Here is a 26607-nt window from a genome sequence, read left to right as displayed (position 1 = left end):
TGCCCCGATTACGGTGTGACGACGATCTTGCCCAGCACCTCGCGGTCGCGGATCAGGCGCAAGCCCTCCGCCGCCCCTTCGAGGGGCAACACGCGGTCGATGGCGGGCGTGAGCTTGCCGCGCGCGATCTGCGCGAGCAGCGCGCGCAGATTGTCGTCGTAGAAGCTGTTCGAGCCGATCACCTTCAGCTCGAAACTCCAGATGTAGCGCAGATCTTCCTTCGGGTCGTGACCCGCCGTCGCGCCGCATACGAGCACCGTGCCGCCACGCCTGACACACTTGAGCGAAGGCACCCAGGTTTCGCCTCCCGTGAAGTTGACGAGCACGTCCACGCCCCCTTCCTGGCTGCGCCGCTGCGGTTTGCCGTACTGCGCGATCGCCCACTTCGAGAAGTCGGTCGTGCGGTAATTGACGACGTGGTCGGCACCGAGCGCCTTCAGTTGCGCGGCCTTTTCGTCGCTGCCCGCGCAGGCGATCACCTCGGCGCCGAGTTGCTTCGCGAGCAGCAGCGAGGCCGTCCCCACGCCGCCGCTCGCGCCGAGAATCAGCACGCGGTCGCCGGCTTTCACGGTCTGGTGCGTGATGAGCATGCGATGCGCCGTGCCATACGCAACCGGCAGCGCCGAGGCCGCCTCGAAGCTCACCGCATCGGGCAGCGGGATCAATTGCGCGGCCGAGACGGCGCAATATTCCGCCATGCCCCCGTCCAGCATCTCGCCCATCAGCCCCTTCTCGCGGTTGAGCGGGTTCACGAGCACGCGCGCGCCAATTTTCCAGCCTTGCACGCCCTCGCCGATTGCGACGATCTCGCCAGCCATGTCGAGGCCGATCACGACCGGCAGCGGCACCTTGATGCCCGGCATGCCCTTCACCGTGAAGACGTCGTGATAGTTGAACGACGAGGCGCGCACGCGGATCACCACGCCGTCCGCCCCGGCCTGCGGCACGGGCTTATCGCTCACGACCTCGAGCTGGTCGAGGTCGCCGTGCGCGCGCAGCACGAGCGCCTTCATGGTGGAAGGAAGGGAAACTGCCATATCTGGACTCCGAATGAATGCCGACTTGAATAGATTTGGGTTACTGAATGGATCGCGAGGCGGTGTAAGGCGCGGTGTCGAAAAGACCGGCAGGCAACTCACCTTGAATCACGCCGCCGTCGACAAAGATCTTGTGCTCGTGCTGCAAGGTCTCGATGTCGGCCGGCTCGAAGCTCACTCGGTTGATCTCGGACCAGCGCGCCGCGTAGGCATCGGCATCGGCCGCAGGAAGGTTCGCGCTCTTCTGCAGGATCGCCGAAACGTCACTGTGGTGTGCGGCGCCCCATTGCAGCGCGGCGCGCAAGCCGGCGACCAGCTTCGCCGCGTCGGCCGGATGCTGTGCGAGCCAGTCCGCGCGCACCGCGCTCACGCCGATATACGGCACGGCGTCGCTTTTCGTAAGCTTCTTCCACTCGTCGCCGAACGTGCCGAGCTGGCGCACCTTCAGGTCCTTCAACTGCGCCACGGTGATCGTGCGCACCGCCGCCGCATCGACCTGTTTTTGCGCAAGGAACTGGGCGAGGCGCCCCTCGTTGCCCGGCACGATCGAGAAGTCGGTGCTGCGAATGCCGTAGTTGCCTTGCAACACAGCGGTTGCGATCGATGCGACCGAGCTTCCCGGCGGCGACATGCCAACCTTCTTGCCGCGCAGGTCGGCGAACGAACGGATAGGCGAGTCTTCGGGCGCGACGAAAGCGACATCGGCAGGCTGAGTCGCAAGAACGATGCGCAACGGCGCGCCCTGCGAAGCGGAGCTAAACACGGCAGATGCCGGCGCCGCAAACGCGAAGTCGATGGCACCGGCCGCGAGCGCCCGGTTCGGCGCATTGACGTCGGCGAAGCGCACGAACTGCACGTCGAGCCCTCGTTGCTGCAGGAAGGGCTTCGCCTCGAGCACCGCGCCGAAGCCGAGGCTCACGCCGCTCGTCCAGTAGCCGATCCGAACGGTGTCGGCGAGCGCCGCTTGCGCGGCGAACGCGCAAGCGGCTGCGACCAGCGCTGCGGCAGCCGCCCGCTTGATGTGTTTTGTCATTTGCATGGTGCTATTCCCCGTAGTCGGTTAAATTCAGGCCGTGCGCTTCCAGCGAAAGAGGCGGCGTTCGATCGGCTTCAGCACGCCCGCTTCGAGCAGCAGCATCAGCACGACGAGCGTCACGGTCCAGGCGAACACCTGATCCGTTTGCACGAGATCGGCAGCCTGGCGCAGCCTGTAGCCAATGCCGTCCGACGAGCCGATCGTCTCCGCCACGAGCGAGACGCGCCAGCCGAAGCCGAATGCGAGCCTCGCGCCCGCGAAAAAGTGCGGCAGGATGGTCGGCAGGTAGATCTTGCGCATGATCTGCGCGGGCGAAAAACGCAGGCTTCGTGCGAGTTCGACGTGCTGCGCATCGACGGTCAACGCACCCTGCCATACGTTGGTCAGGATCAGCGGCATGGCGGTCATGAAGACAACGAATATCGTCGTCGCGTTCGAAATGCCGAACCAGATGATCGCGAACACGGCCCAGATCGCCGATGAGACCGTGTTCACGATCGCCAGCAACGGCTCGAAAAAGCGCGCCGCGCGCGGGCTTGCGCCAAGAGCCACGCCGAGTGGCGCACCCACCACGGCCGCGAGCGCGAAGCCGGCCAGCACGCGGTAGAGCGTCGCGCCGAGATCGCGGAAGAACGAGGGCGAGTGCAGCAACTTGACAAGCGCCTGCGCGACCCGCTCGGGGCCCGGCATCACGAAGACGGGCATGCGCCGCGCCGCGATCCACCAGACGCCCAGGAGCAGGACCACGAGCACCACGCGCTGCGCGGCGAGCGAAACGAACGAACGGGAAAGCAAAGCAGGCATCGAAGGGCCCTGGCGGCGCACGGTAGTGGATTGCATCAGGCTCATATCAGCAAGCGGAGGCGGCGGATTGCTTCCGAGACATCGGCGTCGGTCGCGCTTCGCGGGCGCGGCAGGTTGACGGGCACGATCTCGCGTACGCGCCCGGGGCGCGGCGCAAGCACGATCACGCGGTCGGCAAGTACGATGGCCTCCTCCACATCGTGCGTGACGAAGAGGATCGTGGTCGGGCGCAACGCGCGCAGCCGCAGCACTTCGGCGTGCATCTGCGCGCGCGTTTGCGGGTCAAGCTTCGAGAACGGCTCGTCCATCAGCAAGATGCGGGGCTCGCTCACAAGGCTGCGCGCCAGCGCCACGCGACTTCGCATGCCGCCCGACAATTGATGCGGGTGGTATTCGGCAAACGCGGCGAGACCCACCATGTCGAGCACGGCCGCCGCGCGCTCGCGCCGCACATGGGCCGCAAGGCGCGGGCGAGCCGATTCGAGCGCGAACTCCGCGTTGGCTCGCACCGTACGCCACGGCAGCAGCCGGTCTTCCTGGAACATGTACGAAAGCGAGTGCCGCCCATTGCCAGGCGCGGCGCACTCGCCGTACAGCCACAGTTCGCCCGAATCGGCACCGGCCAGGCCCGCGACGATGTTGAGCAATGTGCTCTTGCCGCAGCCCGAGGCGCCGAGCAGCGCGACGATTTCGCCCTCTCCGATGTCGAACTGGATATTCTCGAGTACGCTTAGCGATCCGAAATATTTACCGATGCCCCGCACCGAAATGGCCGTTGTTGTCACCTTCTCAACTCCGCAACGGTATACACCGGCAGCGACGCGCCCGAGCTGGACAGGCTCGCGTAGACCTTTTCCATTGTCATGTCGCGAAAAGTTTCGATGTGCCGGCGCGCGATCGTTTCCGCGCGCCGCGCGTCGTTGGTCTCGAAAGCGTCGATCATCGAATTATGGTCGTGACGGATTTCCGGCTTGGTGCCCTGCACGCCGAAGCCAAGCGCGACAAGGCGCGACATCTCGTCCATCAGGTTCGCGAGCGTGTGGTGCAGGCGCACGTTGCCGCTTGCCTGCGCGATCGCGAGATGGAACTCGCGGTTCGCGTCGAGAAAGACGTCGATCTGGTCGGATAGCTCACGCTCGGGGTAAGGCACGCGGCAAGCCGCTTCCAGCTTGCGCAGCAGCACGACGTCGACACGCCCGCACGCAAGGCGCGCCGCGAGCGGCTCCAGTTGCACGCGCAGGGCGAAAACCTCTTCGACGTCGCGCAATGTGATCGGCGCGACGCGATAGCCCTGGCGCGGCATGGCGCGAATGAACCCTTCGTGAACAAGCCGCACGAGTGCAACGCGGCAAGTGCTTTTGCCGATCCCGTAGTGCTCCATCAACTGGCTTTCCGTGAGGGTCGCGCCAGGCATAAAGCGGCAGGACAGCACATCGCGGCGGATTCGCCAGTAGGCGTCCTCGCCGCGTAGCGCCGGCAGGTCGCTCTGTTCCTGCTGGCCGGATGCAATGCCTGTTTCGTTCATCTCGCACTTCGCCTTCGTGAGCTGCTCACAAATCGTTCTTGAGGCTTTCATGCAAGCATCGTAGTCGCGCATTGGCGCCTTGATAACGAATAAAACCGACGAATGATGTGTGCAATCCAGATATCGTGAGCGGCTCAGAGATAAGCATCTGACAATATCTTGGTTGTGCCGACGACGAAACGCATTAAGGTGAGAAACACCATGCCGCGCACGCGCGGCCGGTTGAGCGTATTCCCATTGAGGCATAAGAGACATGTCGATCGACAAGCATGACGACCCCACTGCGAACCGCCCGCGACGGGCACTGATCAAGCTCGCGTCGCTCGCCGCGGCCGGCGCCGCCCAGCGCGGTGTAACGGGCGCCGCAGGCGCGGCCGCGCTGGCGCTGCAAAGCGGCGCCGCGCGCGCACAGGACGCCGGGGTACTGCGCATCGGGTTTCAGAAGTACGGCAACTTCGTCGTGCTCAAGGCGCGCGGCACCCTCGAAAAGCGGCTGGCGCCGCTCGGCTTCCCGGTGCAGTGGCTGGAGTTCCCGGGCGGCCCGCAGCTGCTGGAAGGCCTGGCCGCCGGCGCGGTGGACGTCGGCACGGTAGGGGAAACGCCGCCCATTTTCACACAGGCTGGCGGCGTGGATTTCGTCTATATCGCGAGTGAACCGCCTGCTCCGCAGGGCGAGGCCATTGTCGTGCACCAGGACTCGCCGATCCGTACGGGCGGCGATCTGCGCGGCAAGCGCGTGGCGCTGAACAAGGGCTCGAACGTGCACTATCTGCTCGTCAAGGCGCTCGAGAAGGCCAACCTGAAGTACGAAGATATTCAGCCGATCTATCTCGCGCCCGCCGACGCGCGCGCCGCATTCACGAGCCGCAGCGTCGACGCCTGGGTGATCTGGGACCCGTACCTCGCGGCAATCGAGCGCCAGGCGAACGCGCGCCCGATCGCAAACGGCGAGAATCTCGTGCGCAATACGCAGTACTACATCGCGAGCCGGAGCTTCGCGAATGCGCATGCGCCGATCGTCCACGCGCTGCTCGACGAGATCGGCGCGGTAGACACGTGGGCGCGCGACAATGTGCCCGCCGTGGCCACGCAGCTTGCGCCTCTCGTGGGGCTCGACGCGCCGACGCTCGAAATCGCCCTCAAGCGCGCGGGATATGGCGTGCAGCCCATCGATGCCGCTACGCTCGCCTACCAGCAGCAGATTGCCGACACCTTCTCCGGTCTCAAGCTCATTCCGAAGAAGCTGGTCGTGGCCGACGCGCGCTGGCGCTCCGCCTGAACGCGACTGCACCCCGCCGGCTGAAACCGGAAGCGGGACTCGCGATCAGGCCACCTTTTCGTCCGCCACGCTTGCGGGCGTCGTATGGCGCAATTCGCCTTCGATGTGCTGCGGCTCTTTGAGCAGATTGAAGATGGGGCACACCGCTGCCATACCGGCAGCAGTCGAAGCATCCGTGCGGGATGCGCAATAGCAGCGCAAATGCAAGCGGGGCCTTGCGGCCCCGCTATCCAACGACTCGATGACCCGACGACTACCCCGCTACTGACGTGGCGCCAGATCGCGCACGACGGACACCAGCGTATCGACCTCCGCGCAGGTGTTGTAGAACGCAAGCGAAGGCCGCACCGTCGCCTCGAGGCCGAAGCGCCGCAGGATCGGCTGGGCGCAGTGATGCCCTGCGCGCACGGCAATGCCTTCGCGGCTCAACGCCTGCCCGACCTCCTCGGTCGTATAGCCCTTCAGCACGAACGAGAGCACGCTCGCCTTGTCGCGCGCCGTACCGACGAGACGCACGCCCGGCACCGGCGCGAGCACGCTCGTTGCATACGCAAGCAAATCGTGCTCGTAGCGAGCGATATTCTCGATGCCGATACGGCTTACATAGTCGAGCGCCGCGCCAAGCCCGACGGCATCGGCGATATTGCCGGTACCGGCTTCGAAGCGCGCGGGCGCGCCGTGAAACACGGTTTTTTCGAACGTGACGTCCTGGATCATGTTGCCGCCGCCTTGCCATGGCGGCATGGCTTCGAGCACCTCGCGTTTGCCGTACACGACGCCGATACCGGTCGGCCCGTAGATCTTGTGGCCCGAAAACACGAAGAAGTCGGCGTCGAGCGCCTGCACGTCCACTCGCATGTGCGAGATCGACTGGGCGCCGTCGACGAGCGCTTTCGCGCCCGCGCGATGCGCAAGCTCGACGATCTCCTGCACGGGCACCACCGTGCCGAGCGCGTTCGATACCTGCGTCACCGAAACGATTTTCGTGCGATCGTTGAGCAGCTTGCGATACTCCTCGAGCAGCACCTGGCCCGAGTCGTCGACGGGAATCACGCGCAGCTTCGCACCCTTGAACGCCGCGAGCTGCTGCCAGGGCACGATGTTCGCATGGTGCTCCAGATGCGAGACGACGATCTCATCGCCCTCGCCAATGTTCTGCATGCCCCACGACTTCGCGATCAGGTTGATCGCCTCCGTCGTGCCGCGCACGAACACGATCTCCTCGGGTGCCGCAGCGCCGATGAAGCGCTGCACCGTCTTGCGCGCATGCTCGTAGGCATCGGTCGCGCGCGCGGCCAGTGCATGCGCGGCGCGGTGGATGTTCGAGTTCTCGTGCGCATAAAAGTATGCGAGGCGGTCGATCACGGCCTGCGGCTTGTGCGTCGTGGCGGCATTGTCGAACCAGACCAGCTGCTTGCCATTCACGCGTTCCTGCAGGATCGGAAAGTCACGGCGCACCGCGTTGACGTCGAACGGCGGATGGGCGCTGCGCGCCACGTCGCTCCTGAACGTGACGTTTTCCCGCTCCGCCAGAAAGTAACGGGCGGCGCCGTCGTGCGTGCCGTACTCCGGACGATTGAGCGTAAGCAGCTCGCGCAGCGAGTCGTCGCCTGGCAGTCCGAATGTCTCCGGTGCGGCGAATCCATGTGCAGGCACCACGATCTCCTGCACCTCGCGCTGCCAGCCGTGCCCGGCCGAATCCGCGAAGTAGAACGGCGAGCGCTCGCTGGCCCCGGCTTTCGCCTCGGCGGCAGGTACGGGTCCGGCGGGTTCGGCTGCCGCATGCGCCTGAGGCACGCCAAGCAGCGCGCCCCCCACGCGTGGTTCGAGCGCAGGCGCGATCGATACCGCGTTGTCCGGCAGGCCGTTCGCAGCGGCCGCATGCGGCGCAAGCGCGGGCGTGCGGTTGCCGAGCGCGAGCACATGCGTCGGTGCGGAAGGTGCGAGATTGGCGCCCGGCACCTTGCCTTGCGGCAGTTCCAGGCCCGGCACGCCAGTGCCTGTGCCGCCAGGCCCCGCGAGCGGCGAGCCCGCCGGCGCGGGATTGCCGAGCGAGGCGAGTATCGGCGCCGCTGCCGGCAGCGCGGAAGGCACGCCGCCCACCGCGCCGCTGCCGGCCGCCACGCCCGGCGCCCCCGCACTGCCCGGCAGCGTACTGAAAAACTCGCTGGCGAGCCGCGCGAGCGTCGCCGGGTCCGGCAGTCCGCCCGGCAGCGGAGCCTGCGCGCCCGCTTGCGGCAGCGCCGCCGGATTAACGGTAGGTGTCAGGGTAGTCATGGTACTTGCCGATCTCCACGTCATCGAGGACAGCCAGCGCATCCGGCGAATGGACCGCGAGCGAGCAATACAGCGAGATCAGGTACGACGCGATCGCCTGATTGTTGATCCCCATGAAGCGCACCGAGAGGCCAGGCCCCTGCTCGCCTGCCACGCCGGGTTGATACAGACCCACCACGCCCTGGCGCTTGTCGCCCACGCGCAGCAGCAGGATCTTGGTCTTGCCGTCGGCGACCGGCACCTTGTCGGACGGAATCAGCGGAATGCCGCGCCACGTGAGGAACTGCGAACCAAACAGGCTGACCGTCGGCGGTGGCACGCCGCGGCGCGTGCATTCGCGGCCAAACGCGGCGATCGCCAGCGGATGCGTGAGGAAGAAGGCGGGCTCCTTCCAGACCTTCGTGAGCAGTTCGTCGAGATCGTCGGGCGTGGGCGCGCCGGTAAGCGGAAAGATGCGTTGATCTTCTTCGACATTCGCCAGCAGGCCGTAGTCGGGATTGTTGATGAGCTGGCTTTCCTGCAACTCCTTGATCGTCTCGATCGTGAGTCGCAACTGCTCCTTGATCTGGTCATGCGGACTGCTGTAGAGGTCGGAGATACGCGTGTGCACGTCGAGCACCGTGCTCACCGCATTGAGAAAATACTCGCGCGGCTGCTCCTCGTACGGCACGAACGTCGTGGGCAGCGTGCCTTCGTCTTCGCGGGCAGTGCACGCGGCACGAACTGCTTCGGGATCCTTAACGCGGTTCAGACGATAGATACCCGCTTCGACCGGCACCCATTGCAGCAGGTGCGTGAGCCAGCGCGGCGTGATCGTGGAAAGCTGCGGGACGGTCTTGGTGGCATTCGCCAGTTGCCGCGCGGCGTTATCGCCAAGCGCGGTCTGGCCGCTCAAAGTCGTAGACATGTAAGAGGGCTCCGGTTACTTATAACGAAAACTGCATTGCTTATGAAGACAGCAGATTATGGGAAGCCCTTATGCGCGGTTCAACCGGCTATAGGCGTCAAGGGACAGCATGAAGCGCAGTCGAACAGCGGCAGGCGACGGCCGCGCGATGTCGTCTGACACAGGAAAACGTCTGCAGAATGCGCTTACCGGCTCAGCGTGCCGCCTGGCTGCGCGACGGCATTCGCCATGCCTGCCACCCCGCCAACGAGCAGTTCGCCGATGCTCACACCCAATGCATGCGCCAGCTTTTCCACCGTGACGATCGAAGCGATGGCCGTACCGCGCTCGATTTCGCCGACATAGGTGCGGTTCAATCCGGCATGCTCCGCGAGCCGCTCCTGCGACCACGCGTGCGCCTCGCGCAAACGCCGAACGGTGGCGCCGAAGTCGTGAACGATTGCGCTCATCGCGGTTCGTCCGCTGCAATCGCCAACGACGCGGGAGCGGCCGCAAGCGGCGCGCGCGTTTCGTGGCGCGAGATCGCCTGGGTAACGTGAGCGCCGGGCGGCACGCTCTCGGTCAGCCAGACGTTGCCGCCTATGACCGCGCCGCGCCCGAGCGTGACGCGCCCGAGAATCGTGGCGCCCGCGTAGATCACGACATCGTCTTCGACGATGGGGTGCCGCGCGAGGCCTTTCTCGAGATTGCCGGCCGCGTCGCGTGGAAACCGCTTCGCACCGAGCGTCACCGCCTGATACACGCGCACCCTCTCGCCGATAATCGCGGTTTCTCCGATTACGACGCCCGTACCGTGATCGATGAAGAACGCGCTGCCGATCTGCGCGCCCGGATGGATATCGATGCCCGTGGCGGCGTGTGCCAGCTCCGAGATGATCCGCGCGAGTAGAGGCAACCCGAGTCGATACAACTCGTGCGCAAGCCGGTGATGGGTGATGGCGAGCACGCCGGGGTAGCAAAGCAGCACCTCGTCCACGCTGCCCGCGGCGGGGTCGCCATTGAACGCGGCAAGCACGTCGGTATCGAGCAGTGCCCGGATCGCGGGCAAACGCTGGGCGAATGCGCGCACGGCAGCCAGCGCGCGCGCATCGATCTCGCCGGGATCGGCCTCCGCATGCCGCGCCTTGTAGCGCAGCTCGAGCCGCGCCTGCGCGAACAGTGCGTGCAGCGCGGCGTCGAGTGCGTGGCCAACGTAGAAGTTCTCGCTCTCCTGGCGAAGATCCGGCGGCCCGAGCCGCATGGGGAACAGCACGCCCTTGAGTGTCTCGACGACCTCGGCCAGCGCCTCGCGCGCCGGCAGGTCGCGGCCACCCGGCTCGAGCGCCCGCCGCTGCAGTTCGCGCCATTGTTGTCGCACGCCCTGCAGCGCGTCGACGATTTCAGCGACATGAAATACGGTCACGCCAGTTCTCTCTTCGTTGTTTACATGAACGATCCGGCGAGCGGATGTGCATCAGGGGCTGTTTCCGCCGTTTCAGGCCGCTAGTCCTGCACCCACGGCAGGCCATGGAAGCGCCAGCCGTTACGCAAGCCGCGACGTCCCGCATCGTCCAGTTCGCCTTCAAAGCCTTCTGCCACGTTGAATACATGCACAAAGCCGGCCTTGGCGGCGGCTTCGGCGGCCTGCGCAGAGCGGTTGCCGCTACGGCACAGCAGCAAGACCGCGGCGGCCTTCCCGGTCTTTGCCTCGAGCTCACGCACGAAGCGCGGATTACGCGTCAAGCTCGTCCCGGTCGCCCAGGCCACGTGCAGGGTGTCGGGCACGTGGCCGACGAACTTGCGCTCCTCGCTGGTGCGCACGTCCACGAGCACCGCCTCGCCCGCCTGGTGGAGCGCCCAGGCCTGCTGCGGGGTCACGCTGCCCGCATACGGCAGACCGGCCGCCCGCGCGGCGCCAAGCGCGGCTTCGAGATCCGCGTGCAACGGCTTTTCCTGCAATTCCACTGTCATCAGTGCCTCCGGGTAATGTTGGCGGCACATCGGACCCCTGGGGGGAAGCTGCCGCCTTTAGACATCAGGAATTCACTATGCGGGCAAGGCAGCACACTTCCAACCAATTAAAAATGCTATCCAAATGGGCATACACATCAGATGCAATTTCACCCGTTCAGCAGTCATCGCAGACGGCTGCGGCATCGCGAACGTTCGGCGCGACACCGGTCAGCCGATCAGGGGCAAATCATTGCTCCACTGGAATCCAGGGCGCGGTCGCCGCGTCGCTCGTCCGGAATGCCGGAAACTTCGTCCCCAGTTCGGCGACCGTGCGGATATCGTTCTTCACGAGATCGTCGCGCGTAACGAGCGTGGGCTTCACGACGATCTGATGCGCGAGCGGCTGGCCGGCCACTTCGATTGCCGCGGCGCGCACCGACACCGCGCCCACGACAGCGGGATTCGTCGCGGCCGTGGCCACCCACGCGCTGTTGGGCGCGCGAATCGCCTCGATGTCGGCGGTCGAGATGTCCGCGCTGTAAATCCGCAACTTGTCGCCGAGATTGGCCTCGTTCGCGGCAAGATTGGCGCCGCGCGCGAACTCGTCATAAGGTGCGATCACCACGCGGATATCCGGATGGGCGCGATAGGCGGCCGCCGCCTGATTGGCCACGGACTGCGCAATCGGATTGTCCACGGTGCCCCAGCGCGCTTTCTCCTGAACCGCCGGATGCTCGCGCTTGAAGGATTGCCACACCGCGTCCCGGCGATCGAGCGGCGCGAATCCCGCAACGTAGACGTAGCCGGCGGAAAACGCGTTGCCGTTATCCTTCACGGCCTGCGCAAGCAACAGCGACGCGAGGTCGCGGTCGCTCTGCTCGATCTGCGGGACCTTGGGGTTCGAGAGATTGACGTCGAACGCGATCACCTTGATGCCCTTGTCGAGCGCCTGCTGCACGACGTCGCCCAGCGACTCGGGCAGGCCGTGATTGACGATGATCGCGGACACGCCGAGATTGATGGCTTGCTGGATCTGATCGCGCTGCTGCGCCGCATCCTGGCGTCCTTCAAAGATGCGCAGATCGATGCCGAGCGCCTTCGCCTGCTTCTGCGCACCCGCCTCGTAGGCCTGGAAGAAGTCGCCCTCGGAAATGTAGTTGACCAGCGCGATCTTGACGCCGCCTTTGTCGAACGGCGCCGGAGCCCCTTTGAGCGCCCCGGCGTGCGCGGTCAGCGAGCCGGCGAGACCCGCTGCGCAGAGCGCGAATGCGCCAAGCGTGCGGCGCGCCGATGGCCGGCGTGACACGCCGTTGCGAATGAGCTGGTGAATCGATGTCTTCATGACGCTCCCGTTGTGCTTGGGTTCAATTCCAGGCGTGACGCGCCGGCTTCACACCGTTGAGGTAGTAATTCCCGACGAGGTGATACTTCCAGCGCACCGGGTCATGCAGCGTATGTGTGCGTGCATTGCGCCAGTGGCGGTCGAGATTGTGAACACTGAGCGTTGCCTGGGTGCCGGCCAGCTCGAACAGTTTCTCGCCCGCGAGCAGGGCGATTTCCGTCGTGAGCACTTTCGCCTCTCCCACGGCGACCGAGGCGCGCGCCACGTCCTCCTCCGTCGTCGCGCCCTGTGCCGCGAGTTCGTCGAGCACGCGCGCCGCGCGCTCGAGCAACGCCTCCGCGGCATGCAACTGGATATGCAGATGACCGACCTCGCGGATCGTCAGCGGGTCGTCGCTGGCGCGCTCGACACCGCTGTCGACCCATGGCCGGGTACGCGCGCGCACGAACGCGAGCGTGTCGTCAATCGCCGCGCGGGCAATGCCCGCATCAATCGCCGCCTGGATGATCTGGGAGAGCGGGCCGTTGAGCGTGGGCTGCTCGGAAACCCGATGCGCGGGCAGCACGAGACTGGCCGGCACGCGCACGTTCTCGAGCGTGACGGTGCCGCTCGCCGTAGTGCGCTGGCCGAAACCGGACCAGTCGTCGACCACGCTGAGCCCCTCCGTGCCTCCCGGAATATAGGCGAGCCATCCCCGGCGGTCCTCGTCGAGTCCGAGCACGGGCACGAAATGGGCAAACAGCGCGCCGGTCGAATAGAACTTGGTGCCGTCGATCACGTAGTGATCCCCGTCACGGCGCACGCGTGTTTTCAGGTCGAGCACATGCTTCGTGCCCTTCTCCGAGAAACCGTTGCCGAAACGCTTGCCGGCCAGGACCTGCGCGAACAGGCCGCGCTTTTGCTCCTCGGTGCCCGTTAGCGCGATCACGTCGACGAGACCGAAGTGGTTCTGCGGCAGTTGCCCGAGCGACGGGTCCGCGGCGGCAATGAGCTTGACCACTTCCGTTAGGGTAACGAACGAAACGCCGGCGCCGCCATAGGCCTTCGGCACCGTGATGCCCCACAGGCCCGAGCGCGAAAACCACTCGATCTCTTCATGAGGCAGGCGCCGCTCGCTGTCGCGCAGCGCGGCGCCTTCGGCGAGCCGTGCGGCCAGCTCCTTCGCGACCGCTATCGCTTCACTGTCCGTCGCGATGACATGTGCGGCTTCGGTTACGGGTTCGGCACCCTGTGCCGCGATATCTGCCAGTGTCTCTGCCATGTTGCGCTCCGCTCGATCAGGTTGTATGACTCGCTAACGACAAAATCAAATCCGGCGGCCCAAGGGCGGTGTCAGTCGCGCCCTTGCGTCCTGCGGCCGACGCTGAAAGTGAATGCCAGCGCCACGACCAGCAACGCGCCTTTGATGAAGTCCTGGAGGTAGTAAGGTGCATTGAGCATCGTGAGGCCGTTTAGCAGCACGCCAACGAACACGGCGCCGACGACCGTGCCGGGCACGTTGGGCCGTTTCGCGCCCCACACGGCGTAGCCCACGAGCGCCGCCGCCACCGCGTCGAGCAGCAGCGAATGGCCCGCGCTCACGTCGCCGCGTCCGACACGCGCGGCGATGAGCAGTCCGCCGAGCGCAGCGATCGTCGCCGAAGCGACGTACGCCCCCACGCGGTAACGGGCTGTCGGCGCGCCCGCGAGACGCGCCGCGGTCTCGTTGCCGCCGATGGCATAGATCGCGCGCCCCCACCGCGTCGAGCCCATGACGGCCGAAACGAGCACGGTCAGCACGAGCAGCACGAGCACGGGAACAGGGACGACTTCGAAGAGGCGTGCGCGTCCGAGCGCAAGAAACGCAGCCGCAAACGTGCCGCTTGCTTCGGTGCCGTCCGGCAGGATCGTGCCCGTGGCCAGAGAACGGCCGCCCGTCGGAATCAGTTGGAGGCCGGCGAGCAGGAAAAGCGTGCCGAGCGTGGCAAGCTGGTCGGGCACATGCAGGCGCGTGATGAGCACGCCGTTGAACAGCCCCGCTGCCACGCCAAGCGCGAGACACGCGAGCACGGCCTCCCAGCTGTTGCCGTGCCACACCACGAGCACGTAGCTCGCGGCCATCTGCGCGGAAGCGGCGACGCTCCCCACCGAAAGATCGAAGCCGCCCGCGGCGAGCGTGATCGTCACGCCGATGCCGAGCAATGCAACGATCGAAACGGCCTGCAGGATGCTGAACAGGTTGGCGACGTTCAGAAACGCAGGTTCGCGAACCGTGAAGATCACCACGAGCGCGGCGAGCACGAACAGCAGCCCGGCTCGTTCGAGCGCGACGAAAAGGCGACGGCGATGCCGCGCCGTCGCGTAACGGGCGGGGGAGTCTTCGGAGGCGAGTGTCGGCGTGACGGATCTCATGGTTCAGCAGGCGAGATGGGAGGCTGTGGAGTCTTCGTGCTCGAGCGCGCCGCGATCGAACAGGACGATCCGGTCTGCGACTTCGTGCGCCTCTTCGAGGTCGCTGACGAAAACAAGCGTCGCGCGGCCGGCAGCGCGATGACGCAGGGTGGAAGCGATATCGGCTCTAGCCCCCGCATCGACACCCTGAAACGGCTCGTCCAGCAGGAGCAGCCTCGCGGGCTCGGCGTGCCAGCGCGCGAGCAGGACCTTCTGCTGGTTGCCGCCCGAAAGCCGCGAGACGCGGTCGTCCGGTCCCGAGCAGCGAATGCCGAACGCCTCGATCGCGTTGCGCGCCTCGGCGTGCTCGCGTTCGTGCGGCAAGGCGCCGCCGCGACGCCAGCGCGACAAGAACGGAAAGCTGATGGTGCCGGCGATCGACGCAAAAGCAACCGTGTCGGGAAAGAGCGATGTGCGCCATCGGTCTTCGCCAGCAAGAAATACGCCTGCGCGAATCGCGTCTGCGGGGGTGCGCGGCGCCCAGGGGCGCCCGTAAAGTTCCATCTGGCCCGCTGCCGCTCGCAGCGCGCCGAAAATCACCTGAGCAAACCGGGATTTGCCTGCCCCGACCGGGCCGACAATCGCGACGATCTCGCCCTGCGCCACCTCGAGATCGAACGCATCGCAACCCGGTGCGAGGCGCAGTCCGCGCAGCCGCAGCGCGGGCTGCGTGCCAGCCGGCCTCGTGTGCGGCAAGGCTCGCGCCGCCGGCAGCGGCCGGCCGATCATCGCTTCGAGCGCAGCGTCGAAGTCCACCGGCGCATGCTGCTCGCCGACGATGCGGCCATCCCGAAGGATCGAAACGCGCGAAGCGAGCCTTCGGAGATCGCCGAGCCGGTGCGAGACGAGCAACACGGCGACGCCCTCTGTCCGCAGGCCTTCTACGAGCGCGTAAAGCTGCTCCGCTTCGCTCGAGGAAAGGCTGGCCGTCGGCTCGTCGAGAATCAGCAGGCGCGGGCGCGAAACCAGTGCACGCGCAATCACGACGCGCTGCTGGCCGGCAAGCGGCAGTGAGCCGAGCGGCGCATCGAGATCGGCTTCCAGCGCCACGCGCGCGGCCAGTGCGCGCGCGCGTTCGCGGCGCGCGGCGCGCGGCGTCCACCAGTGCGTGTGGCCGTCGCAGAGCGCATCGAGCAAAAGATTGTCCGTAACCGACAACGAAGGCACCACGGCGTCGGCGATGCCCTGATGGACCGTGGCCACGCCCAGCCGCTTCGCCGCCTGCGGCGAAGCGGGCGCGTAGAGTTGGCCGCCGAGCGCGAGCGTGCCCTCGTCAGGCATGCTCACGCCGCTCAGGATCTTCACGAATGTCGATTTTCCCGCACCGTTCGCGCCCATCAGCGCAACGATCTCTCCCGCGCGGATGGAGAAGTCGAGCCGCGATAGCGCAACGGTTGCGCCAAAGCGCCTGGTGATCGCATGGGCAGTCAGAATCGGAGCGGACATCGCAGCGTAAGCGTTCGTGGTTCGAAAGCGAGAATTGGCAACCATCCTAGCGACGCGCGGCATTCAGCCAAACGAAGCGATGCTCATATTCATGCGCCCGCTATTGATAAGGGAAACTACATAACAGTTCCCTTGCAGCAGTCGCCGAACGCTTCCGCGATGACAGCGCAATCGACGTCATCGCAATGGCCGCCTCGACGCAAATCCGGCAAACCGATATCGATTCGACAATCGGTTATTGGAGCGGTGTCACACGCCTTCCTATACTCGTCCTCTCAGTCCCGCGCCGGCGGGAGCGCATGCAGCCCCACACGGCTACGCGACCCTTGCCTCGCGCAGTGTTGTTATCCTTCATTCGGGAACGAAAGCATGAGTTCATTGCGATCCGACGACACACTATCCACCGGCGCCGACTACGAAGCGCTCGCCGCCCGGTTCCTCCCCGTCTTCGCGGAAATCGCCAGGGACGCCGTCGAGCGCGACCGCGCACGCAGCCTGCCGCATGAAGCGATTGCCCTGCTCAAGAAAGCGGGTTTCGGGGCCGTGCGCGTGCCGGCCCGCTACGGTGGCGCGGGCGCCTCGATCGAACAACTGTTCCGCCTGATCATCGAACTGGCGTCGGCCGATTCGAATCTGCCGCAGGCGCTGCGCGGCCACTTCGCCTTCGTCGAAGACTGGTTGAACGCGCCGGCGGACGAGGACCAGCGGGCATGGTTCGATCGTTTCGTCGGTGGGCAGCTGGTTGGCAATGCGTGGACCGAAGCCGGCGACGTCGCGCTCGGGCAGATCAACACGAAGGTGAGCCGCCGCGATGGCGCTTTCGTGCTGAACGGCGCGAAGTATTACAGCACCGGCAGCCTCTACGCCGACTGGATCGACGTCTTCGCGCAGCGCGAAGACGACGGCAGCGACGTCATCGTCGCGGTGAATGTGCACCAGCCCGGCGTCATTCGCGAAGACGACTGGGACGGCTTCGGCCAGACGACGACAGGCAGCGGCACCACCCTGTTCCGGGACGCCGAGGTGCAGGCGCGCAATGTCGTCGACTTCAGCCGCCGCTTCAAGTATCAGACCGCGTTCTATCAGCTCTTTCACGTCGCCACGCTCGCGGGCATTGCGCAAGCCGCGCAACGCGACGCCGCCGCGCTCGTGCGCAGCCGCAAACGCGTTTACAGCCACGGCAATGCCGGGCTCGCGAGCGACGACGTGCAGATCCAGCAGGTGGTGGGCGAGATCGCGTCGTGGGCCTATGGCGCACGGGCCGTGACGTTGCAGGCCGCGCAGGCGGTGCAGCGCGCGTACGAGGCACACTTTGGCGGCAACGACGAGGCCGAACGCGCAGCCAACGTGGAAGCCGAGATCGCCTCGGCGCAGAGCCAGCTCGTCGCCTCCGAATTCGCGCTGCGCGGCGCGACGCATCTGTTCGACGCGCTCGGCGCCTCGGCCATCCGCGCAGACCACGCACTGGACCGGCACTGGCGCAATGCACGCGCCGTGTCTTCGCACAATCCGCTCGTCTACAAGGCGAAGATCGTGGGCGACTGGATCATCAACGGCACTCAGCCGCCCTTTGTCTGGCACATCGGCAACGGACCGAAACGCGGGAGCCAATGACCATCATGAGCAAGACCATCCGCTTCAACGCCTTTGAAATGAACTGCGTGGGGCATCAGTCGCCGGGCCTCTGGACGCATCCGCGCGACCGCTCCTGGCAATACAAGGACCTCGCCTATTGGACCGATCTCGCGAAGATCCTCGAGCGCGGGGTGTTCGACGCCATCTTCATCGCGGACGTGATCGGCTACTACGACGTCTACAAGGGCAGCAACTATCACGCGCTTCACCAGGCGGCACAGATCCCGGTGAACGATCCCTTGCAGCTCGCCGCGCCCATTGCGATGGTTACGTCGCACCTTGGCATCGGCATCACGGCCTCCACGAGCTTCGAGCACCCGTACACGTTCGCGCGCCGCCTCTCGACCGCCGATCACCACACGCAAGGGCGCCTTGCCTGGAACATCGTGACGTCGTATCTCGAGAGCGGCGCGAAGAACATAGGGCAAGGCGGCCTGCGCGAACACCACGACCGCTATGAAGTCGCGACCGAATACGTCGAAGTGCTCTACAAGCTGTTCGAGGGTAGCTGGGAGGACGGCGCCGTGGTGCGCGACCGCGAAAGGCGCGTGTTCACGCATCCGGAGAAAGTGCACGAGATCGGTCACAAGGGTAAGTACTTCGAAGTGCCAGGCTATCATCTTTGCGAGCCGTCCCCGCAACGCACGCCTGTCTTGTTCCAGGCCGGCGCATCGGGTCCAGGCAAGACATTCGCCGCGCAGCATGCGGAATGTGTGTTCGTCGCCGCGCCCTCCCAGGCCCTGCTGCGCGACTACGTAGCGGATGTGCGCAGGCAGGCGGCGCTTGCCGGACGCGATCCGCACAAGCTGTTGATCTATAACCTCGTCACGCTGATCGTCGGCGAGACCGACGCAAAGGCATTGGCCCGCTTCGAGGAGTACCAGCGCCATGTCTCTTACGACGGCTCGCTCGTGTTCATGTCTGGCTGGACCGGCATCGACTTCGGCCAGTACCTGCCGACCGACACCGTGAAGCGCGTGCAGACGAACGCCATTCACTCCGCGGTCGATCATCTTTCCGGCGGCGACAAGACGTGGACGATCGAGACGCTGGCGGAATGGGGCGGCATCGGCGGGATGGGTCCGGTGTTCGTGGGCTCCGCGGCGACGGTGGCCGACATTCTTCAGGAGTGGGTCGACGCAACGGGCGTAGACGGCTTCAATCTGGCCTACGCGGTCGCGCACGAGACGTTCGAGGACATCGTGAACCTTCTCGTCCCCGAGTTGCAGCGGCGCGGCGTGTATCCACGCGACTATGCGCCCGGCACGCTGCGCGAAAAGCTGTTCGGCGCCGGCGCGCGGTTGCCCGACGAGCATCCCGCGGCACGCTTTCGCGATATCGAGCGCGTGAAGCGCGACCTCGCGGCGCGTGCCGGCGAACCGGCCGCCGTGCAAACGCCGGATGCTGCGGCCGCCGCGTTGCCGCTCGAATAACCATATGACGTTTCATTCTTTTCCAAATACGTGTTTGCCAACTAGCGTGGAATGATCATGAGCGACATCTCCTCTTCTGCTTCGCCACCGGTCGCATGGATCGCCGGGGTGGGTGCGAGCGCGGGCCTCGGTGCGGCGCTCGGGCGCCGGTTCGCGCGCGAAGGTTACACCGTCGTCCTCACCGGGCGCACCGCGCAGCGCGTGGAAGCCGTGGCGGCGGAAATACGCGCACAAGGCGGCCACGCCCATGCCGCTGCCGGCGACGTGACGAGCGAGCAGGATCTTGCGCGTATCGCGCAGCTTCTGAACCACCACGGAACGCTGCGCAGCGCGATTTTCAACGCGGGCAACGCCGTGCGCGCGCCGACGCTCGAACTCGGGATCGAGCAGTTCGAGTCCGCATGGCGCGTCAACGTACTCGGCGGCTTCGTGTTTGCGCGTGCGGCGTTGCCGCTTCTGCTGGCCGCGCCCGACGCGACGACCAACCCCGCAGGTGCCGGCAGCCTCCTCTTCACCGGCGCGACCGCCTCGCTGCGCGGCCGCCCTCCGTTCGCGGCGTTTGCTGCCGCGAAGGCAGGGTTGCGCTCGCTTGCGCAAAGCCTTGCGCGCGAGTTTGGTCCGCGCGGCGTGCATGTGGCGCACGTTGTGATCGACGGCGGCATCGACGGCGAGCGGCTACGCAGCGCCGCGCCGCAACGCGCGCAAAGCGCAGGCGCGGACGGACTGCTGCAACCCGACGCGATCGCCGAGAACTACTGGCAGTTGCACCGCCAGGCCCGCAGTGCCTGGACACAGGAACTGGATCTGCGCCCGTGGCGCGAACCGTTTTGATCAGGAACCCTTATGAGCACCGTGCTTTCGGCATCCCCTTCCACTTCGCAGGCATCTGGCGTCGAAGCAGAACTCAACTATCTCGCGCCGGGCGACGCGCGGCCGGTCAACTACACGTTCGAGCCGCCCGCCGGCACGCCATGGAACTCGGGCACGTCCGACCCGCGCCGCGTGAGGATCCACAACGCACGCCCGCTTGCGGAAGCCGGCGAAATCTCTCTCCACCGGAATGGCTTTCAACTGGTTTCGCACCGCAGCGCCTTGAAAGACTTCAGTGACGACAGCCTGATCCGCCTCGTCTACCGCCCCGAGGCCGAGGCGCTGCTGCGCGACATCACGGGGGCCGAGAAAGTCGTCATCTTCGACCACACGCTGCGTGACAGCGCGAACGGTTCCCGCGCCAACGCGTCCCTTCGCGAGCCCGTGCGGCGCGTACACAACGATCAAACCTTCGTCTCCGGACCGCGCCGCGTGCGCGACCACCTCGATGCCGAAGAAGCCGAGCGCCGACTCCAGCATCGATTTGCCATCGTCAATCTGTGGCGGCCGCTCGGCGTAGTCGAGCAGTTTCCGCTCGCGCTTTGCGATGCACGCTCGATCGCGGCCGACGACCTCGTGCCGACGGACCTCGTCTACCGCGACAAAACCGGCGAGACGTATTCGTTTCTCGCGAATCCACAGCATCGCTGGTACTACTTTCCCCGTCTGCGTCCCGACGAGGTGCTCTTGCTGAAGATCTACGATTCGCTCGAGGACGGCACGGCGCGGCTAACCGCGCACACCGCGTTCGAGGATCCCGACAGTCCTTCGAATGCGGCTGCGCGACGCAGTATCGAACTGCGTGCGCTCCTGTTCTGGGCTCCGGACCACGACACGCGTTGAGGACGCGCACCGCAGCGCCCTCCCCCGCCTCTCAAGCAGCACGCGCGCACTGCACCTTCGATCGTCGGCGCGTGCACCATCCATTCAGTGGCTGCGGCCGGCAGGCCGCGAAGCTGCGCCGCCTTGCCCGTCGCAGCCAACCCCGCGCCGCACAGAACTCGCCCCATCCGCCGCGGCGACACATCCGTCGTGATATTCCGCTACAGCATATGCATAGCGAATGTGTCTGTTTTGCGGCCGCGCGCGCGCCTCGTAGAATCTGTCCGCTCTCCCTCGATGCCAACGCTGCTGAATCTTTAACTATTCCTTTTCGATCATGAAAGCCATCCGCTCCGTTCTCGTTGCCGCGCTCCTGTCGGCCGTTGCAGCCGCACCCGCACTTGCCGCCGATGACCTCTCACAAGTCAAATCGTCCGGGGTGTTTCGTGTCGGCACAGAAGGCACGTACGCACCCTTCACTTACCACGACGAAACAGGCAAGCTGACGGGCTTCGACGTCGACATCGCAACGGCAATCGCACAGCGGCTCGGCGTGAAGCCGCAATTCGTCGAGGGCAAGTGGGACGGCCTGATCGCCGGCCTCGATGTCAATCGCTATGACGCGGTGATCAATGAGGTTTCGATCACTGACGCGCGCAAGGTCAAGTATGATTTTTCGGCGCCGTATATCTCGACGCGTGCCGTGCTGATCGTGCGCTCGGACAATACGGCCATCCATTCCTTCGACGACCTCAAAGGCAAGAAATCGGCCAATACGCTGACCAGCAACTTCGGCAGGCTCGCGGCGTCGCACGGCGCCGAGGTTGTGCCGGTTCAGGGCTTCAACGAATCGATCGATCTGCTGACCTCGGGCCGCGTGGACGCCACCGTGAACGACTCGCTGTCGTTCCTCGACTTCCAGAAGCACAAACCCGACGCCAAACTCAAGATCGCAGCCACGGATACCTCTTCCGCCGACGACCAGTCCGGCGTGCTGATCCGCAAGGGCAACCCCGAACTGCTCGCGGCGATCGACAAGGCGCTCGCGGACATCAAGGCCGACGGCACCTACGCCAAAATTTCCCGGAAGTACTTCGGCAAAGACATTTCGCAATAAGGCGGACTGAACGATGCCTGCATGGCTGCATCTGATGGCGCAATCGTTGTGGCCACTGCTCTACGCGGGACTGGTGTTTACCGTCCCGCTCACGCTGGCTTCCTTTGCAATCGGCATGGTGCTTGCGTTCTGCGCGGCGCTCATACGCCTGTTCGGGCAGCGATGGGCGGTCGCCGCCGTGCGCTTCTATATCTGGCTCTTTCGCGGCTCGCCGCTGCTCGTGCAGCTGTTCGTCATCTTCTACGGATTGCCCAACGTGGGCATCGTGCTCGATCCGTTGACGGCGGCGATCATGGGCTTTTCACTCAACGTCGGCGCCTATAACGCGGAAGTCATTCGCGGCGTGATCGAATCGATTCCGCGCGGGCAGTGGGAAGCGGCCTATTCGATGAACATGACGCGCGCGCAGGCGTTGCGCCGCGCAATTCTGCCGCAGGCGATCCGCGTGGCATTGCCCGCCCTCTCGAACTCGTTCATCTCGCTCGTGAAGGACACCTCCCTCGCGGCGGTGCTGACCGTGCCAGAAATCTTCCAGGCCGCCCAACGCATCGCGGCCGTGACTTACGAACCCCTGATTCTCTATACCGAGGCGGCATTGATCTACCTGGTGTTCAGCTCCGTGCTGTCTCAGGCGCAAGGCCGGCTCGAAGCGCGCTACGGCCGCCACGCCTTGTTTTCGGCGGGGCGCTGATGATCCGTACCGAGCAAATCCACAAGTCGTTCGGCGAGCATCAGGTTCTCGCGGCCATCGACCTGACGCTCAAGTCCGGCAGCGTCACCGCGCTCATCGGACCGTCGGGCAGCGGCAAGAGCACGCTCCTTCGCTGCATCAATTTGCTGGAGGTCCCCGATTCGGGCGCATTGAGCGTGGGCGACGCCCGTCTTGAATTCGGCCCGCGTCGCCGGCTATCTCACGGCGAAATCGCGTCGGTGCGAAGGCATACCGGCATGGTGTTCCAGAACTTCCAGCTATTCCCCCATCTCAGTGTCATCGAGAACGTCATGGAAGGATTGCTAACGGTCCTCAAATGGGAAAAGGAACGCGCACGCGAGCGCGCGGCCACGCTCCTCGCGAAGGTCGGAATCGCGCAGAAGGCCGACGCGTGGCCGTCCACGCTATCGGGCGGGCAGCAGCAGCGCGTGGCCATTGCACGCGCGCTCGCCCCCTCGCCCCAGGTATTGCTCTGCGACGAACCGACCTCGGCGCTCGACCCCGAACTCTCCGCCGAAGTCGTCGAGGTGCTGAGGCAACTCGCGCTGGAGGGCACGACCATGCTGATGGCGACGCATGACCTGCGGCTCGCGGCTTCCGTCGCGCACGACGCTGTTTTCCTCAAGGATGGCGCGATCGTCGAAGCCGGGCCGTCTCGCGAACTCTTCTCGCGACCAAGCGATGCACGCACGGCGCGCTTCGTCTCCACACTCACGCAGGCGCTGCCGGGTTTCTGAGCTTACACGGCGCAGCGGCACTCGTCGGATGCCGTCAGGAATTCGTTTCGCTCGCAGCGCGGTTCGATTCGACGCAAAGCAGATATGGATTGCGCAAATCATTATTTCCCGACGGCACGGATTCGGGATTACGCTGATCCCCGATGTCGTCTGCATGCATTCGCATCGCTTCACCGCTGGCAAATCGGGGCGCAAGTCATGCATCTTATGATAAGGATTGCATATGACCTGATAAGGCCGCCGTGCGTATGCGAACCCTTCTCACTTCAAGCTAAATTCACACTTCGATCCGTACGGAGACCGATTCATGGCCGCAATGCACGGTTCCAGCCGCAACCCAACCACCCCGAACGCGCAACGCCGCAAATGGCTGCGCGCGGCAGGCGCCACGGCGCTCAGCGCCCCAGTGCTCACGCTCGGCCGCAAGGCATGGTCCGCGCCGCCGCTCAAGCCCTTCACCTTCGCGTGGGCGCCCAACGGATTTTGCCTCACGCCCGTCGCCGTCGCGCAGGAGCAGGGCTTCTTCGAAAAGAACGGCCTGAAGGTCGACCTCGTGAGTTATGCGGGATCGAACGACCAGCTTCTGCAAACGCTTTCCGCCGGCAAGGCGGACGCCGCCGTGGGCATGATCCACCGCTGGCTCAAGCCGCTGGAGACAGGCTTCGACGTCAAGATCATCAGCAGCGTGCACGGGGGCTGCGTGCGGCTGATCGGCGCGAGCGCGGCGGGCGTGACCTCGCTCGCCTCGCTCAAGGGCAAGACCGTGGGCGTGAGCGACCTCGCCTCGCCCGGCAAGAACTTCTTCGCGATCCTGCTGCTCAAGCACGGCATCGACCCCGACCGCGACGTGAGCTGGCGCCAGTATCCCGCCGACCTGCTCGACGTCGCCGTGCAAAAGGGCGAGATCCAGGCCATCGCCGACGGCGACCCGAATCTCTATCTGCTGGAGCGGCAACGTCCGGGCGCTTACACGCATCTCGCAAGCAACCTCTCCGACGAGTACGCGCACAAGGTGTGCTGCGTGATCGCCGCGCGCGGGTCGCTCTTGCGCAGCGATCGCGCCACTGCCGCGTCGCTCGCGCGCGCGCTGATTCAAGCCACCGATTTCTCGCGCGAGAACCCGCGCGAAGCTGCGAAGTCGTTCGCGAAGTACACGCCGAAGTTCGCGGAAGACGACCTCGTGAAGCTCTACGCGTCGCTCACCTACGACCATCATCCGACCAACGTCGACCTTCAGCAGGAGATCGCCTATTTCGCCGAAGACTTCAAGCGCGCGGGCGTGCTGAAGCCGACCACCGATCCGCAGCGCTTCGCCGCGGCTGTTTACACCAACGTACTGGGGTAACGCGATGTCCTCGCTCGAACAGACGACGCTGGCCCGTGCCAGCGTCGGCGACACGCTCGAACCCGGCGACGGCGCCGGCCAGCGTTTCGCCAATCTCGATCTGCGCCGCACCCGTACACCGGAACGGACACCCGTGTGGTACACCGGTCTCGCGGTGGCGGCGTCATGGGCCGTGTTCGGCGCTGTCACGCGGCTGTGGCCGAACCATATCACCGGCTTCTCCGATTGGGCGTATACCGCCGAACTCGGCGCGGCCGCCTGGGTCGTCGCGGCATGGATCGCGCTCATCGCCTTGACGCTGCCCGCCATCGAGCGAGCCAGCATCCGGCTGCGGCCCGCGCTGCGCGGCCTGAGAAAGGCCGGGCCGTGGCTCGTCGCCCTGCCCCTCGCCTTCACGCTCTGGGAAATCCTCACGGCGAAAACCGCGGTCCTGCCCACGCCGTTCTTCGCGCCGCCACAGGCGCTCATCGAGGTTTATCACGATGACTGGGCGCGCCTCGCCGATTGCGTGGTCCATTCGCTCGGCCTGCTCGCCGCCGGCTTTCTCTACGGCGGCGTGGTCGGCTTTCTTGTCGGCGTATCGATCGGCTGGTCGCGCGCGGTGGGTTACTGGGTGCATCCCGTCTTGCGCGTACTCGGCCCCGTGCCCGCCACGGCGCTTTTGCCGCTCGCGTTCTACATTTTCCCGTCGAGCCGCTCCGCCGCCATCTTCCTCGTCGCGCTCGCCACCGCGTTTCCCGTTACCGTGCTCACGTGGTCGGGCGTCGCGAGCGTCAACAAAGCGTATTACGACGTGGCGCGCACGCTGGGCGCGAGCCCGCGCTTCCTCGTGCTGCGCGTCGCGATTCCGGCCGCGCTCCCGCAGGTCTTCGTCGGCCTCTTCATGGGATTGAGCGCCTCGTTCACCGTGCTCGTGACGGCCGAGATGATGGGCGTCAAGTCGGGTCTCGGCTGGTACCTCACGTGGGCGCAGGGATGGGCCTCGTACTCGAACATGTACGCCGCGCTGCTCGTGATGGCCATCCTGTTTTCGGGCCTCATCAGCCTGCTCTTCCTCGTACGCGACCGCACGCTCGTGTGGCAAAAAGGAACCGTCAAATGGTAAATGCCGCCGCTGCGCACGCTACGCCCTCGCGCGACCCGCTCACCCGGGGCGCGCGCATCGCAGTCGAACGCGTGAGCCATCAGTTCGATACCCCAAAGGGTCCCCTTCCGGTACTCGACGACGTCACCCTGGCGGTCGACCCGGGCGAATTCGTCGCGCTGCTCGGACCGAGCGGCTGCGGAAAATCCACGCTGCTGCGCCTCGTCGCCGGGCTCGAACCGGCCACGCAAGGCAGCCTCCTGCAGGACGGCGCGCCCATCGAGCGGCCCGATCCTTCGCGTGTCGTGGTGTTCCAGGACCCAACGCTCTATCCGTGGCGGCGCGTGCGCGCGAACGTCGAGCTCGGTCTCGAAGCCCTCGGGGTGCTCAAGCGCGAGCGCAAGCGCGTCGATATCGAGCTCGCGCGCGTGGGCCTCACGGAATTCGCGGACGCGTTTCCGCACCAGCTTTCCGGCGGCATGTCGCAGCGTGTGGCGCTGGCCCGCGCGCTCGTCAACGATCCGCGGCTGCTCGTGCTCGACGAGCCGCTCGGCAAGCTCGACTCGCTTACACGTCTTGCGATGCAAAGCGAGCTCGTGGAGCTCTGGCAGCGCGATCGCTTCTCTGCCCTGCTCGTCACCCATGACGTGGAGGAGGCGATCTTCCTTGCCCAGCGGGTCATCGTATTCAGCCCGAGACCTGCGCGCGTCGCGGCAGAGCTGCGCGTCGACCTGCCCTATCCGCGCCATCGCGGCGACCCGGCCTTTGCCGCGCTACGCCGCGAAGCCTTGCATCACCTCGGCCTCGACGCAAGCTGGTAAGCCATGCGTGACGGTG

Annotated in this window: 25 protein-coding genes; 11 read left to right on the top strand and 14 right to left on the bottom strand. The window is 65.7% G+C overall.

Annotated elements, in window-relative coordinates; translation table 11 throughout:
* Positions 1-8 precede the first annotated feature (8 nt).
* The 5 genes from C7411_RS01315 to C7411_RS01295 all read right to left on the bottom strand — a co-directional run bounded on the left by C7411_RS01315 (position 9) and on the right by C7411_RS01295 (position 4402).
* Positions 9-1013: an SDR family NAD(P)-dependent oxidoreductase gene (locus C7411_RS01315; RefSeq protein ID WP_181431300.1), complete on the bottom strand. Its 1005-nt coding sequence runs from the start codon at positions 1011-1013 to the stop codon at positions 9-11.
* Positions 1014-1077: 64 nt separating this feature from the next.
* Complete coding sequence (locus C7411_RS01310; RefSeq protein ID WP_243412999.1) at positions 1078-2076, bottom strand: ABC transporter substrate-binding protein; 999 nt, start codon at positions 2074-2076, stop codon at positions 1078-1080.
* A gap of 27 nt (positions 2077-2103) precedes the next feature.
* Positions 2104-2913 carry an ABC transporter permease gene (locus C7411_RS01305; RefSeq protein WP_110382951.1) on the bottom strand — a complete coding sequence of 270 codons (810 nt, stop codon included), beginning with the start codon at positions 2911-2913 and terminating at the stop codon, positions 2104-2106.
* Positions 2914-2918: 5 nt separating this feature from the next.
* Positions 2919-3662: an ABC transporter ATP-binding protein gene (locus C7411_RS01300; RefSeq protein WP_110382765.1), complete on the bottom strand. Its 744-nt coding sequence runs from the start codon at positions 3660-3662 to the stop codon at positions 2919-2921.
* The gene (locus C7411_RS01295) at positions 3659-4402 is read right to left on the bottom strand and encodes a GntR family transcriptional regulator (protein WP_110382950.1); all 744 of its coding nucleotides are present in this window, start codon (positions 4400-4402) and stop codon (positions 3659-3661) included. Before C7411_RS01295 ends, C7411_RS01300 begins: the two co-directional genes overlap by 4 nt.
* A gap of 253 nt (positions 4403-4655) precedes the next feature.
* Here C7411_RS01295 and C7411_RS01290 point away from each other — a divergent pair, with 253 nt between their 5' ends.
* Positions 4656-5681: a sulfonate ABC transporter substrate-binding protein gene (locus C7411_RS01290; RefSeq protein ID WP_110382764.1), complete on the top strand. Its 1026-nt coding sequence runs from the start codon at positions 4656-4658 to the stop codon at positions 5679-5681.
* Positions 5682-5942: 261 nt separating this feature from the next.
* On the opposite strand, the gene C7411_RS01285 is transcribed toward C7411_RS01290, so the two are convergent.
* The 9 genes from C7411_RS01285 to C7411_RS01245 all read right to left on the bottom strand — a co-directional run bounded on the left by C7411_RS01285 (position 5943) and on the right by C7411_RS01245 (position 16015).
* On the bottom strand, positions 5943-7958 hold the full coding sequence (locus C7411_RS01285) for a family 2A encapsulin nanocompartment cargo protein cysteine desulfurase (RefSeq protein WP_110382763.1): 2016 nt from the start codon (positions 7956-7958) through the stop codon (positions 5943-5945).
* Positions 7933-8865 (bottom strand): family 2A encapsulin nanocompartment shell protein, encoded by a 933-nt coding sequence (locus C7411_RS01280; RefSeq protein ID WP_110382762.1) that lies wholly within the window; start codon positions 8863-8865, stop codon positions 7933-7935. The genes C7411_RS01285 and C7411_RS01280 overlap by 26 nt, the downstream gene beginning before the upstream one ends.
* Before the next feature lie 185 nt (positions 8866-9050).
* Positions 9051-9314, bottom strand: coding sequence for a helix-turn-helix domain-containing protein (locus tag C7411_RS01275; protein WP_110382761.1), 264 nt, complete (start codon positions 9312-9314; stop codon positions 9051-9053).
* A complete protein-coding gene (epsC, locus tag C7411_RS01270; protein ID WP_110382760.1) occupies positions 9311-10267 on the bottom strand; it encodes a serine O-acetyltransferase EpsC in 957 nt (318 codons plus the stop codon). Before epsC ends, C7411_RS01275 begins: the two co-directional genes overlap by 4 nt.
* 80 nt (positions 10268-10347) lie before the next feature.
* Positions 10348-10815 (bottom strand): rhodanese-like domain-containing protein, encoded by a 468-nt coding sequence (locus C7411_RS01265; protein ID WP_110382759.1) that lies wholly within the window; start codon positions 10813-10815, stop codon positions 10348-10350.
* Positions 10816-11044: 229 nt separating this feature from the next.
* A complete protein-coding gene (locus C7411_RS01260; protein WP_110382758.1) occupies positions 11045-12139 on the bottom strand; it encodes a substrate-binding domain-containing protein in 1095 nt (364 codons plus the stop codon).
* Between the two features lie 22 nt (positions 12140-12161).
* Complete coding sequence (locus C7411_RS01255; RefSeq protein WP_110382757.1) at positions 12162-13400, bottom strand: SfnB family sulfur acquisition oxidoreductase; 1239 nt, start codon at positions 13398-13400, stop codon at positions 12162-12164.
* A gap of 71 nt (positions 13401-13471) precedes the next feature.
* On the bottom strand, positions 13472-14530 hold the full coding sequence (locus C7411_RS01250) for an ABC transporter permease (RefSeq protein ID WP_110382756.1): 1059 nt from the start codon (positions 14528-14530) through the stop codon (positions 13472-13474).
* 3 nt (positions 14531-14533) lie between these two features.
* Entirely contained in the window at positions 14534-16015 is a 1482-nt protein-coding gene (locus C7411_RS01245; RefSeq protein WP_110382755.1) for a sugar ABC transporter ATP-binding protein, read from the bottom strand.
* 369 nt (positions 16016-16384) lie between these two features.
* On the opposite strand from C7411_RS01245, the gene C7411_RS01240 reads away from it, so the two are divergent.
* From C7411_RS01240 to C7411_RS01195, 10 genes are all read left to right on the top strand, one after another.
* Entirely contained in the window at positions 16385-17629 is a 1245-nt protein-coding gene (locus C7411_RS01240) for an acyl-CoA dehydrogenase family protein (RefSeq protein WP_110382754.1), read from the top strand.
* Between the two features lie 5 nt (positions 17630-17634).
* Positions 17635-19083 carry an LLM class flavin-dependent oxidoreductase gene (locus C7411_RS01235; RefSeq protein ID WP_110382949.1) on the top strand — a complete coding sequence of 483 codons (1449 nt, stop codon included), beginning with the start codon at positions 17635-17637 and terminating at the stop codon, positions 19081-19083.
* A gap of 57 nt (positions 19084-19140) precedes the next feature.
* Positions 19141-19914 carry an SDR family NAD(P)-dependent oxidoreductase gene (locus tag C7411_RS01230; protein WP_110382753.1) on the top strand — a complete coding sequence of 258 codons (774 nt, stop codon included), beginning with the start codon at positions 19141-19143 and terminating at the stop codon, positions 19912-19914.
* Between the two features lie 12 nt (positions 19915-19926).
* Positions 19927-20796, top strand: coding sequence for a CmcJ/NvfI family oxidoreductase (locus C7411_RS01225; RefSeq protein WP_110382752.1), 870 nt, complete (start codon positions 19927-19929; stop codon positions 20794-20796).
* A gap of 316 nt (positions 20797-21112) precedes the next feature.
* Entirely contained in the window at positions 21113-21892 is a 780-nt protein-coding gene (locus C7411_RS01220; protein ID WP_110382751.1) for an amino acid ABC transporter substrate-binding protein, read from the top strand.
* Between the two features lie 13 nt (positions 21893-21905).
* Complete coding sequence (locus C7411_RS01215; RefSeq protein WP_110382750.1) at positions 21906-22583, top strand: amino acid ABC transporter permease; 678 nt, start codon at positions 21906-21908, stop codon at positions 22581-22583.
* Complete coding sequence (locus C7411_RS01210; protein WP_110382749.1) at positions 22583-23341, top strand: amino acid ABC transporter ATP-binding protein; 759 nt, start codon at positions 22583-22585, stop codon at positions 23339-23341. The genes C7411_RS01215 and C7411_RS01210 overlap by 1 nt, the downstream gene beginning before the upstream one ends.
* A gap of 316 nt (positions 23342-23657) precedes the next feature.
* Positions 23658-24686, top strand: coding sequence for an ABC transporter substrate-binding protein (locus tag C7411_RS01205; RefSeq protein ID WP_110382948.1), 1029 nt, complete (start codon positions 23658-23660; stop codon positions 24684-24686).
* Positions 24687-24690: 4 nt separating this feature from the next.
* Positions 24691-25791, top strand: a complete 1101-nt coding sequence (locus C7411_RS01200; protein WP_110382748.1) for an ABC transporter permease — start codon at positions 24691-24693, stop codon at positions 25789-25791.
* On the top strand, positions 25785-26591 hold the full coding sequence (locus tag C7411_RS01195; protein WP_110382747.1) for an ABC transporter ATP-binding protein: 807 nt from the start codon (positions 25785-25787) through the stop codon (positions 26589-26591). Before C7411_RS01200 ends, C7411_RS01195 begins: the two co-directional genes overlap by 7 nt.
* The last annotated feature ends 16 nt before the right edge of the window (positions 26592-26607 follow it).

The sequence above is a fragment of the Paraburkholderia silvatlantica genome (genome assembly GCF_003096715.1).
Taxonomy (GTDB): domain Bacteria; phylum Pseudomonadota; class Gammaproteobacteria; order Burkholderiales; family Burkholderiaceae; genus Paraburkholderia; species Paraburkholderia silvatlantica.
The sequence above is the reverse complement of the archived record's forward strand: the minus strand, read 5'-3'. Positions and strand labels throughout refer to the sequence as shown.